The organism is Microbacterium gawkjiense (genome assembly GCF_031932225.1).
Lineage (GTDB): Bacteria > Actinomycetota > Actinomycetes > Actinomycetales > Microbacteriaceae > Microbacterium > Microbacterium gawkjiense.
In genome coordinates, this window is sequence record NZ_JAUZVV010000002.1 from 644,155 (window position 1) to 657,849 (window position 13,695).

Sequence of the window (13,695 nt, forward strand, 5' to 3'; positions counted from 1 at the left end):
AGGCAGGCATCACCGTGGAGATCCGCATCGGCATCGCGAACTCGCGCGAGCTCGGCTTCGACTCGAACGAGACGGCCGACGCCGTGAAGCAGACCGTCACCGCCGCTCTCGACAGCGGCGCGACCTACGTGACCCTCACCGACTCCAAGGGCGCCACCTACGTCATCCCCACGGCCGGCATCGCGTTCGTCGAGGTCGGGACCGACCAGTCGCGTCGCGTGGGCTTCGTCGCCTGACATGCTCGTCGTCCTGGCGCTGGTCTTCGGGGCGATCGCGGGGATGGCCGTGCACTTCGCCCTGCCGCAGCGCTCGCTCCGCGGCGTCGCGATCGGGCCGCTGCTCGGCGCTGCCCTCGGCACCGTGACGTGGACCGCACTCACCTGGGCGGGTCTCGGGCCGGATGCGGCGTGGATCTGGCTCGCCAGCGTCCTCGTGCCGGTCGTGCTCACCGCGGCGGACCTCGTGCTCCTCACCCGCACGCGCGCGGCGCGGGACGCCCGGACCCGTCGCGAGCTCGGCATCGCCTGATTCCCGACGCGGATCCGCCGCCCTAGGCTCGCCTCAGGCGTCGAGGCCGATGCTCGTCATCCGGCGCGAGTGGGCCCCCAACAGCTGTGTGAACACCGGCTCGACCTGCTTCTCGTCGTCGACGTCGAGCGCTCCCGGGCGCTCCGTCGTGCTCGGCCGCAGCGCGGCGCGCGCGACCAGGAGGGTGTCGCCGACGAGGCGCCTCCCCCACAGGCTCAGCAGGGAGCGCAGTTCGTCGTCGTCCGAGATCGCGTCGGTGATGATGCCCACGAGCGGGGAGCGGTCGGCATCCGCTCGGAGGATCGCGGCCGCCCGGCGTCCGGTCTCGCCGTAGCTGCCGGACAGGGATAGATAGAAGTCGTCGAGCAGGCCCGCCGTCAGGTGGACCGACAGCATCGTCTCGAGGGGCCGCGCGCCGTGGGTGGCCCGGCGGAAGGCGTCGAGGGGCTCGCGGAACGGCAGCATCAGCTCGAGCGGGTCGTCGCCGCGGTCCCGGATGAGGGCGACGAGTGCCTGGTGCTTGAACAGCGCGGCGCCGGCCGCGCGTGAGAGCGACTCCTTGTGCCCGAGCTCGGGGCTGCGCTCGATGACCGAGCTGAGGGTCTCGACGTAGCCGAGCTGCAGGTAGGCCGCCTGACCGAGATAGGTGGCGAGGTCGGGAGCGAGCTGCTCGAAATCGACGCGCCGGACGTCGCTCGCCTCGTCGCGCGAACGCAGCCGAAGGATGCGCCCGGGGGGCCGCCGTCGCTGCCAGAACCACCTCACCACGGCACCAGCCTACGGGGCGCGGCGGACCCCTCCGGTAGGGTGGTGGGGTCCCGGCGTCGGATCGGGACCCCGCGCCTGGGGCTGAGTGAAGGGCGTGGACCCCTCATCACGGCGGCATCTCACCGCCAGACAGGCACGGAAAGCATGACCACGTTCGCAGAGCTCGGCGTCGACCAGGACATCGTCGACACCCTCGCCGCCAAGGGCATCGTCGACACGTTCCCCATCCAGGAGCAGACGATCCCGCTCGGCCTCCCCGGCCAGGACATCATCGGCCAGGCCAAGACCGGCACCGGCAAGACCTTCGGCTTCGGCATCCCCGTCGTCCAGCGACTCGGCCTGAACCCCGAGCCCGGCGTCAAGGCCCTCATCGTCGTCCCGACACGCGAGCTGGCCGTCCAGGTCTACGAGGACATGGACATGCTGACCTCCGGCCGCGCCACCAGCGTCGTCGCCATCTACGGCGGCAAGGCCTACGAGGGTCAGATCGATCAGCTCAAGGCCGGTGCGCAGATCGTCGTCGGCACCCCCGGTCGCCTCATCGACCTCAACAACCAGCGACTCCTCGACCTCTCGAACGCGACCGAGGTCGTCCTCGACGAGGCCGACAAGATGCTCGACCTCGGCTTCCTCCCCGACATCGAGAAGATCTTCCAGAAGGTCGCGCCCGTCCGCCACACCATGCTCTACTCGGCGACGATGCCCGGCCCGATCGTGGCCCTCGCGCGCCGGTTCATGTCGAACCCGATCCACATCCGCGCGAGCGACCCTGACGAGGGCCTCACGCAGGCCAACATCAAGCACCTCGTGTACCGCGCGCACTCGCTCGACAAGGACGAGGTCATCGCCCGCATCCTGCAGGCCGAGGGCCGCGGCAAGACCGTCATCTTCACGCGCACCAAGCGCGCCGCGCAGCGCCTCGTCGACGAACTGAACGACCGCGGCTTCAGCGCCGGGGCGGTCCACGGCGACATGAGCCAGGAGGCGCGCGAGCGCTCGATGGCCGCGTTCAAGGCCGGCAAGCGGGACGTCCTCATCGCCACCGACGTCGCCGCCCGCGGCATCGACGTCGACGACGTCACCCACGTCATCAACCACACGATCCCCGACGACGAGCAGACCTACCTGCACCGCGCCGGCCGCACCGGCCGCGCCGGCAAGACCGGCATCGCGGTGACCTTCGTCGACTGGGACGACCTGCACAAGTGGGCCCTCATCAACCGCGCGCTCGACTTCGGCCAGCCCGAGCCGCTCGAGACGTACTCGTCGAGCCCGCACCTGTTCGAGGACCTCGACATCCCGGCCGGCACGAAGGGCCGCATCACCGCGGCGCCCAAGGCGGCCCCCGCACGGTCGAGCGCCGCTCCCGCCCGCGCGGCGGACGCCGCCGCCGACGCGTCCGGCGAGGCGGGCACGCGTCGTCGCCGCCGCCGGCGTTCCGGCAGCGGTGAGGCGAAGGTCGGCTCCACCTTCACCGAAGGGGCGGATGCCGCGGCATCCGACGCGTCCTCGGCGTCCGCCGACAGCGCGGACCGCGCGGTCGACGGCGCCGGCACGCACGACGGCGCCGGCAAGGAGCACCACGACGGCAAGCCCGCACCAGCGCGCCGGCGGCGCCGCCGTCGGGGCGGATCGGGCGCAGGCGCGCCCGTCGCGGGGGCCTGATTCCGCTCGTCGCGCTACGGCGTGACGAGCGAGCTGCCCGACCCGAGGGCGACGATCCTCGCGATCGCGTCCTCGGACGTCGTGTTCTCCCCCGGCACGTTGGGCTTCCCCCGGCCGTGGTAGTCGCTCGAGCCGGTCGCGATGAGGTCGCGCGCGGCGACGAGCCGCCGCAGTTCCCCGAGCGCGGGTTCCACGTTCTCGCGATGGCCGAGCTCGAAGCCCGCGAGACCCGCCTCGAGCATGTCCCGCACGAGACGCTCGGGCAGGAGGCCGGCGCGGCCCGCCGGGTGCGCGATCACCGGCACTCCCCCGGCGCCGGCGACGGCCGCCACCGCCGCGACCGGGTCGGGCGCGTACAGGGCGACGTAGTAGTCGCTTCGAGGGGACAGGATGCCGCTGAACGCCTCGCCGCGGTCGCGGACGTGGCCGCGGGCCACCAGGGCGTCGGCGATGTGGGGCCTGCCCACCGTCGCCCCCTCGGCGGTCTGCGCCTCGATGTCCTCCCACGTGAGGTCGTAGTCGCGGCCGATCCGTTCGGCCATGGTGCGCGCACGAGAGAGCCGGGAACGCCGGATGCGGTCGGTCAGGGCGCGCAGCCCCGCATCGTCCGGGTCGACGAGGTAGGCCAGGACGTGCACGCTCCGCCATTCGTGCCGCGCCGAGAGCTCCATGCCCGGCAGGAACGACATGCCGAGCGACGCGGCCGCGTCGGCGGCTTCCGCCCATCCCGATGTCGTGTCGTGATCCGTCAGTGCGGCGGTCCGGATCCCGTGGCGGTGCGCCGCGGCCATGACCGCCGCGGGCGGCTCGGTGCCGTCGGAGTGATCCGAGTGCAGGTGCAGGTCGCCGGGTCCGAACGGGCCGGACGGAGCGGAGGACCCTGCGGACATGGACACGAGCGTACCGCGCGCAGAAACTCCCCAGCCTCCCCGCCTAATCTCGTGGTGTGCTGCGACTGACGGGGATCCTCTTCACGATCGCCACCGCCATCGTCGCCGCCGTCCTGACGTGGCCGCAGTTCTTCCGCCTCGAGCAGACCTTCCCGATCGCGCAGCTCGTGTCGCTGCGCCCGGTGCTCGCCGTCGGCTTCGCGGTTCTCGCGCTCGTCGGCCTGCTGATCTGCCTCGGGCGCCGCACCCGCGGATTCGGCGCCGGGCTCGCGATGATCGGCCTCCTCGCGAGCGGGGCGAACGTCGGCATCCTCGTCGTCCGCGGCGTCGGGACGACGGGCCTGCCCGAGAAGACGGCTGACAGCATCCGCGTCATGACGTGGAACACCGCGGGTCCCGCCACCGACGTCGATGCGATCGTCACGACCGCCATCGCGATGGACGTCGACATCGTCGCACTCCCCGAGACGAACGACGACACCGGCGAGGCGATCGCGATCGCGATGCGCGAGCGCGGCAACCCCATGTGGGTGCACGAGGAGAACTACCAGGGGTGGGACGCGACCTACACGACCCTGCTCATCTCCCCCGACCTCGGCGACTACGCCGTCGTCGAGTCCGACGCATCCGGCACCACCAACACCTCGGTCGTCCCCAGCGTCGTCGCGATGCCCGTCGACGGCGACGGTCCCATCGTCGTCGCCGTCCACGCCGTCGCGCCTCGCCAGGGCGACATGGACCACTGGCGCAGCGACCTGCGCTGGCTCGCCGACCAGTGCGCCAGCGACGACGTCATCATGGCCGGCGACTTCAACGCGACGGTCGACCACATGAGCCGGCTCGGGACCGACGGCGGCACGATGGGCCGCTGCCACGACGCGACGACGGCGACGGGCAACGGCGCCGTGGGGACCTGGGACACCGCGTGGCCGGCGCTGGTCGGCGCGCCGATCGACCACGTCATGACGACGGATGCCTGGCGGCCGACCGGGTCGGTGGTCGTCACCTCGCTCGACGGTTCGGGCGGCGATCACCGTCCGGTCATCGTGCAGGTGGAGCGGGCGGGCTGACGTCCCGCGCGGTCGGTGGGAGACTGGGAGGATGACCACCGACGATCGCGACACCATCGCACCGGAGACCACCGAGACCGCGGCCGCAGCGACCACCAATCGCAAGCAGCCCTTCCCCGCCGGCTTCCTCGACTCCATCTCGACGGGCTGGGCCGAGCGTCCCGCGTCGCTGCCCGAGCAGCGCGCCGAGGCACCGTACGCCGCAGCGCGCCGCGCGGCGGTCTCCGCCGCGTTCCCGGGCTCGCGCCTGGTCGTCCCCGCAGGCTCGTACAAGCAGCGCTCGAACGACACCGACTACCCCTTCCGCGCGCACTCCGCGTTCTCGCACCTGACGGGGTGGGGCGCCGACGCCGTCCCCGACTCGGTGCTCGTGTTCGAACCGACCGGCGACGGCCACGACGTCACGCTGTACCTGCGCGAGCGCGCCGATCGGACGACGACCGAGTTCTACGCCGACGCCGCGATCGGCGAGTTCTGGATCGGCCCGCGCCCCGCGCTCGACGCGGTCGCGGCGGACCTCGGCATCCCCACAGCGCACATCGATGCCTTCCAGCGCACGGCGGAGGACCGCACGGTCGAGGTCGACGACGAGCTCACCCGGTTCGTGTCCGAGCTGCGCCTCGTGAAGGACCCGTACGAGATCGCCCAGATGCGCCTCGCGGTCGAGGCGACCGGCCGGGGGTTCGACGACATCGTCGCCGAGCTCCCCCGCATCATCGACACGCCCCGCGGCGAGCGTGCCATCGAGGGCGTTTTCCACCTCCGCGCGCGCACCGACGGCAACGGCGAGGGGTACGACACGATCGCCGCTTCGGGTCCGCACGCCTGCTACCTGCACTGGACCCGCAACGACGGCGCGGTCGTCCCCGGCGACCTGGTGCTGGTCGACGCGGGCGTCGAGGTCGACAGCCTCTACACGGCCGACATCACCCGCACCCTGCCGGTCTCGGGGACGTTCTCCGCCGTGCAGCGCCGGATCTACGACGCCGTCCTCGAGGCGGCGGATGCGGCCTTCGCCGCGGCACGCCCCGGGGTGAAGTTCCGCGCCGTCCACGAGGCGGCGATGGCCGTCATCGCCGCCCGCACGGCCGAGTGGGGCCTGCTCCCCGTGACCGCCGAGGAGGCGCTCCACGCCGACAAGGGCGGGCAGCACCGCCGGTACATGGTGCACGGCACGAGCCACCACCTGGGCATCGACGTGCACGACTGCGCGCAGGCGCGGCGGGAGATGTACTACGACGGCGAGCTCGAGCCCGGCATGGTCTTCACGATCGAGCCCGGGCTCTACTTCCAGATCGACGACCTCACGGTCCCCGAGGAGTACCGGGGCATCGGGGTGCGGATCGAGGACGACATCCTCATGACCGAGAACGGCCCGGTGAACCTGTCGGCGGACATCCCTCGCACCGCGGACGAGATCGAGGCCTGGATCTCCCGCGCCCGCTCCTGAGGACGCCTCGATGTCCGCCGCCGGGTACACCCCGCCGCCGTCGTTCACGACCCGCCCGCAGCTGACGGGGACGTTCGGCATGGCCGCGTCGACGCACGCCACGGCGACGGCGACGGCCATGGCGGTGCTCGAGCGGGGCGGGAACGCGTTCGACGCCGCGTGCGCGGGCGGGTTCGTGCTGCACATCGTGGAGCCGCACCTGAACGGTCCCGGCGGCGACCTCGTCGGTCTCTTCCAGCCGGCGGATGCCGCGACCCCCACGGTCCTCATGGGCCAGGGCGCGGCGCCCGCCGGCGCGACGATCGCGCACTTCCGCGCCGAAGGCCTCGACCTCGTGCCGGGCGCGGGCGGACTCGCCGCGGCCGTCCCCGCCGCCGTCGACGCGTGGCTGCTGCTGCTCCGGGACCACGGCACGTGGCCGCTGGCCGACGTCCTGTCGTTCGCGATCGGGTACGCCGAGGACGGCCATCTGCTTCTCCCCGCGGTATCGGCGACCATCGGCCGGGTCGCCGACCTGTTCCGGGAGCACTGGCCGGCCTCCGCCGGCCTGTGGATGCCCGGCGGCGCCCCCGCCGCTGCGGGCGCCCTGCATCGCAACCCCGCGTACGCCGCGATCCTCCGACGCCTCGTCGCGGCGGGCTCGGGCGACGACCGGATTGCGGCGATCGACGCGGCACGCGCCGAATGGCGCCGGCTCCTCGGCGACGCGTGCGACGTGCTGGCCCGCCCGCACCGGCACTCCAGCGGCACCGACCACGCCGCGGTCCTCACCCGCGCGGACCTCGTCGACCCGCCGGCGGGGTACGAGGAGCCCCTCTCCATCCCGTTCCGCGGTCGCACGGTGTTCAAGGCGGGCGCGTGGACACAGGGCCCCGCACTCCTCGAGGCGCTCCGGATCCTCGACCCGCTCCCCGACGACCGCCTCGATCCCGCGACCACGGCGGGCGCGCACACCCTCGTCGAGACGCTCAAGCTCGTCCTCGCCGACCGCGACGCCCACTTCGGCGAGGGAGCGGACGCCGCAGCCCTCCTCGCGGACGACGTCGTCGCCGCACGTCGGGCCGACCTCGGCGATCGGGCCTCGTCGCAGTGGCGCCCCGCGCGCCTGGCGGATCGGGACCCGTGGCGCCCGCCGCTCCGACGCGACGGCGCCGCCGCCGCGGGCACGGGCGAACCGACCGTCGCCCGTTCGGGAGCGACCCGCGGGGACACCTGCCACATCGACGTCGCGGACCGCTGGGGCAACGTCGTCGCGGTCACGCCATCGGGCGGGTGGCTGCAGTCGTCCCCCGTCATCCCCTCGCTCGGCTTCTGCCTCGGGACACGCCTGCAGATGACGTGGCTCGACGAGGACTCGCCCGCGGCGCTCCGACCCGGCGCGCGGCCGCGCACGACGCTGTCGCCGACGCTCGTGCACGACGGCGCCACCCGCATCGCCATGGGGACGCCCGGCGGCGATCAGCAGGACCAGTGGCAGCTGCCGATGCTCCTGCGCATGTTCGTCGGCGGGTACACCGCGCAGCAGGCGATCGACGCCCCCACCCTCCACACGACGGGCATGGTCGACTCGTTCTGGCCGCGCACCTGGGATCCGACGGGAGTCGTCGCGGAGGACCGTCTCGGCGACGAGGTCCTCGGCGGCCTCGCCGACCGGGGCCATCGGGTCACGCGTGCGGGCGACTGGTCGCTCGGACGGCTCTCGGCCGTCGGGGTCGACCGGGCCACCGGCATCCTGTGGGCGGCGGCGAACCCCCGCGGTGTGCAGGGTTACGCCGCGGGGCGCTGAACCCGCTCGCGCAGCCACGGGAGCGCGGCAGACGCGGTCGCCGCACCCACTTCGTCCGCCGGCAGAGCACGGCCGGCGACCTCGAACGAGTGCCGGGCACCCTCGAACCAGAGGATGTCCGCGTCCCGGCACGCGGCGACCGCGGCCTCCAGGTCACCGAGCGGCTGCAGGAACGGGTCCTTGGTCCCCGACAGGAACAGCTGGGGCGCGGCGACGGCCGGCAGGTGCGCCGTGCGGGCGTTCTCGGGCTTCCCCGGCGGGTGCAGCGGATAGCCGAGGTACACGAGCGCGTCGGGGGCGATCCGACCCTCCGCCGCGGCCATCGACGCCATCCGCCCACCGTAGGACTTGCCCGCCGCCACGAACGGGATGCCGGGGGTCAGGCGACGGCAGAACTCCTCGACGGCGGCCCACGTCTCGATCGCGTGCGCGGCGGGCCCCGGCATCCGTCGTCCTGCCTGACGGTACGGGAAGTCGAACCGCATCGTCGTGAACCCGGCGGCGGACCACGCGCCTGCCGCGCCGGCGAGGAACGGGTGCTCGTGCCCCGCGCCCGCGCCGTGGGCGAGCGCGACGATCGCCGTAGGCTCGGGGGCGGCGTCGATCACCACGGCCAGTTCGACCCCGCCCGCGGGCAGGGTGACCGGGATCATCGCGGCGCGTCGGGAGCGGGAGGCTGCGCCGGTGCGCCGCCCTGCTGCGGCGTCGTCTGCGGCGGCGTCACGGGCGGGACGGGCGCCGGGTCGACGCGCTCGCCGTACCGGGGCGGCTCGGCCGGGTCCACGTGTTCGCCCGGCGCGGGTGCGGGGTCGACGCGCTCCCCCGCCCCGGGGACGGGAGCGGCCGGGTCGACACGCTCGCCGTAACGCGGAGGCGCCGTCATGTCGGTCGGCGGTGCCGGCGGGGCGGTCGGGGCCGCCGCGGCGCCGAGCAGTTCCTTGGCGCGGCCGAAGCTGCGAGGCAGCACCGTCACGTCGTAGTGGTCGGCGATGACCTGGGTCACCGAGGTGAAGTCGCGACGACGGCGCAGGATCGAGTAGCTGATGATGCTCATGAGCATGCCGAGCGCGATGCCGACGAGCATCACGCCGACGAACAGCTGCAGGGCGGCGCCGGGGCTGCCGAGCACGAAGATCGCGGCGAACAGTAGACCGAGCAGGACGCCGTTGATCGCGCCGGACCGCGCCGCGGTCGCGTATCCCAACCGACCGGTGACGCGCTCGACCGAGCGCAGCCCGCGTCCGACGATGGCGATGTCCTGCGCCGGGACGTCCGCGCCGATGAGGGTCGACACCGACTTCTGCGCCGCCTCGTACGACGAGTACTCCGCGACCGTCGCACCGTGTTCCTTCGGGGCCCCACCCATCATGCTCATGGCCTCAGTCTCCCACGCGAGCCTTTGCGTGGGCGCAGGGAGCGCGAGGGATCCGCCGACTACGCTGGTCGGGTGAGTACGCAACGGGTCTTCGTCGCGCGCCTGACCGGGTGCGCCGTCTTCGACCCCGCGGGCGACCGTCTGGGGAAGGTCCGCGATGTGGTCGTGATCTACCGCAAGGACGACCCTCCGAGAGTGGTCGGGCTCGTGGTCGAGATCCCCGGCCGACGCAACGTGTTCCTGTCCATCGGACGGGTCACCTCGATCGCGAGCGGCCAGGTCATCACGACCGGCCTCATCAACGTCCGCCGCTTCGAGCAGCGCGGCGGCGAGGTGCGTGTCATGACGGAGCTCATCGGCCGCAACGTGCACCTCACCGACGGGTCGGGCTCCGCCGTGATCGAGGATGTCGCCATCGAGCGCGACCGCCTGGGCGACTGGCAGGTGGGGCAGTTGTTCCTGCGCCGCCCCAAGACCAGCGCGTCGCCGTTCGCCAAGGGGCCGACGACCTTCGCGCAGTGGAACGACGTGCGCGACGAGCAGGTCGCGGGACAGACGCAGTCCGCCGAGCTCCTGGTCGCCTCATACTCCGAGCTCAAGCCCGCCGACCTCGCCAACACGCTCCTCGACCTCCCCGAGGAGCGCCTGCTCGAGGTGGCGGAGGAGCTCCCCGACGACCGTCTCGCCGACGCCCTCGAGGAGATGCCCGAGGACGAGCAGGTGCACATCCTCGAAGCCCTCGGCGACGAGCGCGCCGCCGACATCCTCGACGCGATGGAACCGGACGACGCGGCCGACGTGCTGGGTCAGCTGTCGGATGCCCGCGCCGGACAGCTGCTCGACCTCATGGAGCCCGAGGAGGCCGAGGACGTCCGCGCCCTCCTCGAGCACGGCCCCGACACCGCGGGCGGTCTCATGACCAGCGAACCGATCGTGCTGTCCGCCGACGCGACCGTCGCCGAGGCGCTCGCCCTCATCCGCCGGCACGAACTGCACCCCGCCCTCGCGGCCGCCGTCTTCGTGACCCTGCCGCCCTACGAGACCCCGACGGGGCGCCTGCTGGGTGTCGTGCACTTCCAGCGGATGCTGCGCTACCCGCCACACGAGCGGCTGGGCGCCATCATCGACGACACCGTCGAGCCCGTCACCGTCTCGGCCAGCGCCGCCGAGGTCGCCCGTCTCCTCGCGAGCTACAACCTCGTCTCGCTGCCCGTCGTCGATCAGGCCCGCCACCTCGTCGGCACGGTCACGGTCGACGACGTGATCGACTACCTGCTGCCCGACGACTGGCGATCGCAGGACGCGCCGCGACAGGGTCCGGAGGTGCGGCGATGATGGCACGCGCGCCGAAGTCCGGGTTCGAGGCGCCCCGCGGGCGGCGCACGAGCGTGCTCAGCCGCACCCCGCAGCCCTCCCGCGACCGCTTCGGTCGGTTCACGGAGTGGATCGCCCGGGCGATGGGGACCCCCGCGTTCCTGCTCATCCTGACGCTCTTCTGCGTCGCCTGGATCGTCTGGAACACCGCCGCGCCCGAGGGACTGCGCTTCGACGATGCGGCGCTCGGGTTCACCGCCCTGACGCTCATGCTGTCGCTCCAGGCCTCGTACGCCGCTCCCCTCATCCTCCTCGCCCAGAACCGGCAGGACGACCGGGACCGCGTGCAGATCGAGCAGGACCGTCAGCGGGCCGAGCGCAACCTCGCCGACACCGAATACCTCGCCCGCGAGGTCGTGGCCCTGCGGATGGCGCTCACCGACATGCAGGACGAGATGATCAGCCGCGACGTGCTCCGCCAGGAGCTCAAGGCCCTCATCGAGCGTCTCGACGAGCGCGACCAGCCCGGCGACGACGCCCGCTCCTCGTGAGCACCCCCGCGACGGCCGACGACGTCCGCCGTGCCGTGTCCGCCGTCATCGACCCGGAGCTGCGGCGCCCGATCGGCGAGCTCGACATGGTTCGGGAGATCGCCCTCGACGAGGGGACCGCGCACGTCGGCATCGCCCTGACGATCGTCGGATGCCCCGCCGCGGACCGCATCGAGCGGGACGTGCGGGATGCCGCGGCATCCGTCCCGGGCGTCGACGACGTCCGCGTCGACGTGGGCGTCATGACGGCGGCGGAGCGCTCGGCCCTCGTCGAGCGGATCCGCGGCGCGCGTCGCATGCCGTTCACCGCCGACGCGCTGACCCGTGTCATCGCGGTCACGAGCGGCAAGGGCGGTGTGGGCAAGTCCACCCTCACGGCGAACCTCGCCGTCGCCCTGGCGACGCGAGGGTTGGCCGTCGGGCTGATCGACGCGGACGTGCACGGCTTCTCGATCCCGGGACTCCTCGGCCTCATCGGCGAGGACGGCCGCCCGCCGCAGCCGACCCGCCTCGACGACCTCATGCTGCCGCCGGTCGCCCACGGCGTGAAGACGATCTCGATCGGGATGTTCCTGCCGGAGGGCTCCTCCCCCGCCGTCGCCTGGCGCGGGCCGATGTTGCACCGCACGGTGCAGCAGTTCCTCACCGACGTGCACTTCGGCGACCTCGACGTGCTCCTCATCGACATGCCACCGGGGACCGGGGACGTGGCGATCTCCGTGGGTCAGCTCCTTCCGCACGCCGAGGTCCTCGTGGTGACGACGCCGCAGGCGGCCGCGGCCGACGTCGCCGTCCGCAGCGGCGTCGTGGCGCGTCAGACGGGCCAGCGCATCGTCGGCGTCATCGAGAACATGGCGGCCTTCGCCCTTCCCGACGGCACCCTCGTCGACGTGTTCGGCGCCGGCGGCGGGGCGGCGGTCGCCGCCGAGCTATCGACCGACGACGCCGCGGTGCCGCTCCTCGGCTCGATCCCGCTGAGCCCTGCCCTCCGCCGCGGCGGCGATGAGGGCGAACCGGTCGTCCTCGCCGATCCCGGTGATCCCGCGGCGCGTGCGATCTCGGCGGTCGCCGACACCCTCGTCTCGACGCGCTCCTCGCTCGCCGGTCGCGCCCTCCCCGTCTCCCCCGCCTGAGGAGAGACGGATGCCGCCGGTCAGGTGGCTTCGGAGTCGAACGGGACGACGCCCGCATCGACCGCATCGACCGCCGTCGTGACCTCGGGTGCCGGAGGCGCCGCGACCGCGGTCATCGCCGCCGCCCCGGCGGCGACGGGCTTCACGGGCGCGTCGTCGATGAGCGCCTCGCGGATGATGCGCCGGGGGTCGTACTGCCGCGGATCGAGCTTGCGCCACTCGATCTCGTCGAAGTCGTCCCCCATCTCCTCCTTGACGCGGGTCCGCGCGCCGTCTAGCCAGTCGCGGACGCGGCGCGTCAGACGTGCGAGGGAGGCCGCGTAACCCGGCAGGCGCTCGGGCCCCAGCAGGAGTGCGGCGATGAGCGCGATGAGGAGGATCTTCTCCAGATCGAGCCCGTTCGACATGCTTCCCAGGTTACCCGTGCGCCTGAGGGTTGCGGCATGCGGGCCCGCCTAGGCTGGGCGGAGGAGGTTCACCACATGGGAGATCACGAGGCGGTCCGGAGGTTTGCTGCCGAGGCGACGGTCGAACCCGATGCCATCGCCCGGGCGCGAGCGCACGCCCTCGAGATCGGCGCGAATCCGATCAGTCCCGAGGTGGGCGCGCAGTGCGCGGTGATCGCCGCGGCGAGCCGCGCGCTGAACATCGTCGAGATCGGCACCGGCGGCGGCGTCTCGGGGCTGTGGCTGCTGCACGGGTCCCCCCGGGCGACACTCACGACGATCGACAAGGAGCCCGAGCACCTCGCCGTGGCGCGGAAGGCGTTCACCGACGCCCGCGTCCCCGCCGCCCGCGCGCGCTTCATCACGGGCCGCGCCGCCGACGTCCTGCCGCGGATGAACGAGGCCTCCTACGACATCGTCCTCATCGACGCGGACCCGGACGGCGTCATCGAGTACGTCGAGCACGGCCTCCGGCTCGCCCGGGCGGGCGGAACGGTGCTCGTCCCGCGGGTCCTGGCCGGCGGCGCCGTCGCCGACCCGGTCCGTCGCGGCCCTCTCGAGACGGCGTACCGCTCGCTGATCCAGGAGACCCAGGCCTCCCCGGCGGTCCTCGGGGCCCTCTCGATCGTCGGCGAGGGACTCCTGCAGCTGACGACCGTCGCCGACCCGGGCTGATCCCGGCGCACGCCGGATACGCCGAAAGGCCGGTCCCCACGGAG

Annotated in this window: 15 protein-coding genes; 10 read left to right on the plus strand and 5 right to left on the minus strand. The window is 73.1% G+C overall.

The features are described from left to right. Positions 1-14 precede the first annotated feature (14 nt). Together Q9S71_RS11300 and Q9S71_RS11305 are read left to right on the plus strand one after the other, a co-directional pair. Positions 15-236 (plus strand): DUF3107 domain-containing protein, encoded by a 222-nt coding sequence (locus Q9S71_RS11300; protein ID WP_064001825.1) that lies wholly within the window; start codon positions 15-17, stop codon positions 234-236. 1 nt (position 237) lies between these two features. Continuing rightward, a complete protein-coding gene (locus tag Q9S71_RS11305) occupies positions 238-528 on the plus strand; it encodes a hypothetical protein (protein ID WP_311862430.1) in 291 nt (96 codons plus the stop codon). A gap of 33 nt (positions 529-561) precedes the next feature. On the opposite strand, the gene Q9S71_RS11310 is transcribed toward Q9S71_RS11305, so the two are convergent. Next, entirely contained in the window at positions 562-1,296 is a 735-nt protein-coding gene (locus Q9S71_RS11310; protein WP_311862431.1) for a ferritin-like fold-containing protein, read from the minus strand. 144 nt (positions 1,297-1,440) lie between these two features. Between Q9S71_RS11310 and Q9S71_RS11315 the strand changes: the two genes are divergently transcribed. Beyond that, a complete protein-coding gene (locus Q9S71_RS11315) occupies positions 1,441-2,961 on the plus strand; it encodes a DEAD/DEAH box helicase (protein ID WP_311862432.1) in 1,521 nt (506 codons plus the stop codon). 14 nt (positions 2,962-2,975) lie between these two features. Here the strand turns inward: Q9S71_RS11315 and Q9S71_RS11320 are convergent, their stop codons facing one another. Continuing rightward, positions 2,976-3,851 (minus strand): PHP domain-containing protein, encoded by an 876-nt coding sequence (locus Q9S71_RS11320; RefSeq protein WP_311862433.1) that lies wholly within the window; start codon positions 3,849-3,851, stop codon positions 2,976-2,978. A 56-nt stretch (positions 3,852-3,907) separates the two neighbouring features. Between Q9S71_RS11320 and Q9S71_RS11325 the strand changes: the two genes are divergently transcribed. The 3 genes from Q9S71_RS11325 to Q9S71_RS11335 are packed head-to-tail and all read left to right on the plus strand — an operon-like array spanning position 3,908 to position 8,157. Further along, positions 3,908-4,921, plus strand: coding sequence for an endonuclease/exonuclease/phosphatase family protein (locus Q9S71_RS11325; protein ID WP_311862434.1), 1,014 nt, complete (start codon positions 3,908-3,910; stop codon positions 4,919-4,921). 31 nt (positions 4,922-4,952) lie between these two features. After that, complete coding sequence (locus Q9S71_RS11330; RefSeq protein ID WP_311862435.1) at positions 4,953-6,371, plus strand: aminopeptidase P family protein; 1,419 nt, start codon at positions 4,953-4,955, stop codon at positions 6,369-6,371. 10 nt (positions 6,372-6,381) lie between these two features. Beyond that, complete coding sequence (locus Q9S71_RS11335; RefSeq protein WP_311862436.1) at positions 6,382-8,157, plus strand: gamma-glutamyltransferase family protein; 1,776 nt, start codon at positions 6,382-6,384, stop codon at positions 8,155-8,157. Here Q9S71_RS11335 and Q9S71_RS11340 read toward each other — a convergent pair. Both Q9S71_RS11340 and Q9S71_RS11345 read right to left on the minus strand, forming a co-directional pair. Next, positions 8,139-8,810, minus strand: a complete 672-nt coding sequence (locus Q9S71_RS11340; protein WP_311862437.1) for an alpha/beta hydrolase family protein — start codon at positions 8,808-8,810, stop codon at positions 8,139-8,141. The two genes, Q9S71_RS11335 and Q9S71_RS11340, sit on opposite strands and share 19 nt — an antisense overlap. Next, positions 8,807-9,532, minus strand: coding sequence for a YflT domain-containing protein (locus Q9S71_RS11345; protein WP_311862438.1), 726 nt, complete (start codon positions 9,530-9,532; stop codon positions 8,807-8,809). Before Q9S71_RS11345 ends, Q9S71_RS11340 begins: the two co-directional genes overlap by 4 nt. A 72-nt stretch (positions 9,533-9,604) precedes the next feature. Here Q9S71_RS11345 and Q9S71_RS11350 point away from each other — a divergent pair, with 72 nt between their 5' ends. From Q9S71_RS11350 to Q9S71_RS11360, 3 genes are read left to right on the plus strand one after another with little or no spacing between them, the layout of a single operon-like run. Then, positions 9,605-10,867, plus strand: coding sequence for a magnesium transporter MgtE N-terminal domain-containing protein (locus Q9S71_RS11350; RefSeq protein ID WP_217530245.1), 1,263 nt, complete (start codon positions 9,605-9,607; stop codon positions 10,865-10,867). Further along, entirely contained in the window at positions 10,867-11,397 is a 531-nt protein-coding gene (locus Q9S71_RS11355; RefSeq protein WP_064001814.1) for a DUF1003 domain-containing protein, read from the plus strand. Before Q9S71_RS11350 ends, Q9S71_RS11355 begins: the two co-directional genes overlap by 1 nt. Next, on the plus strand, positions 11,394-12,530 hold the full coding sequence (locus Q9S71_RS11360; protein WP_311862439.1) for an Mrp/NBP35 family ATP-binding protein: 1,137 nt from the start codon (positions 11,394-11,396) through the stop codon (positions 12,528-12,530). The genes Q9S71_RS11355 and Q9S71_RS11360 overlap by 4 nt, the downstream gene beginning before the upstream one ends. Before the next feature lie 20 nt (positions 12,531-12,550). Here the strand turns inward: Q9S71_RS11360 and Q9S71_RS11365 are convergent, their stop codons facing one another. Then, on the minus strand, positions 12,551-12,937 hold the full coding sequence (locus tag Q9S71_RS11365; RefSeq protein WP_064001812.1) for a twin-arginine translocase TatA/TatE family subunit: 387 nt from the start codon (positions 12,935-12,937) through the stop codon (positions 12,551-12,553). 75 nt (positions 12,938-13,012) lie between these two features. Between Q9S71_RS11365 and Q9S71_RS11370 the strand changes: the two genes are divergently transcribed. Next, a complete protein-coding gene (locus Q9S71_RS11370) occupies positions 13,013-13,651 on the plus strand; it encodes an O-methyltransferase (RefSeq protein WP_311862440.1) in 639 nt (212 codons plus the stop codon). Positions 13,652-13,695 lie beyond the last annotated feature (44 nt).

Bases quoted from the DNA above. Each gene is read 5' to 3' on its own strand.
- Q9S71_RS11305 (WP_311862430.1), top strand. From the start codon at position 238: ATGCTCGTCGTCCTGGCGCTGGTCTTCGGGGCGATCGCGGGGATGGCC.
- Q9S71_RS11315 (WP_311862432.1), top strand. From the start codon at position 1,441: ATGACCACGTTCGCAGAGCTCGGCGTCGACCAGGACATCGTCGACACC.
- Q9S71_RS11320 (WP_311862433.1), bottom strand. From the start codon at position 3,851: ATGTCCGCAGGGTCCTCCGCTCCGTCCGGCCCGTTCGGACCCGGCGAC.
- Q9S71_RS11330 (WP_311862435.1), top strand. From the start codon at position 4,953: ATGACCACCGACGATCGCGACACCATCGCACCGGAGACCACCGAGACC.
- Q9S71_RS11335 (WP_311862436.1), top strand. From the start codon at position 6,382: ATGTCCGCCGCCGGGTACACCCCGCCGCCGTCGTTCACGACCCGCCCG.
- Q9S71_RS11340 (WP_311862437.1), bottom strand. From the start codon at position 8,810: ATGATCCCGGTCACCCTGCCCGCGGGCGGGGTCGAACTGGCCGTGGTG.
- Q9S71_RS11345 (WP_311862438.1), bottom strand. From the start codon at position 9,532: ATGAGCATGATGGGTGGGGCCCCGAAGGAACACGGTGCGACGGTCGCG.
- Q9S71_RS11355 (WP_064001814.1), top strand. From the start codon at position 10,867: ATGGCACGCGCGCCGAAGTCCGGGTTCGAGGCGCCCCGCGGGCGGCGC.
- Q9S71_RS11365 (WP_064001812.1), bottom strand. From the start codon at position 12,937: ATGTCGAACGGGCTCGATCTGGAGAAGATCCTCCTCATCGCGCTCATC.
- Q9S71_RS11370 (WP_311862440.1), top strand. From the start codon at position 13,013: ATGGGAGATCACGAGGCGGTCCGGAGGTTTGCTGCCGAGGCGACGGTC.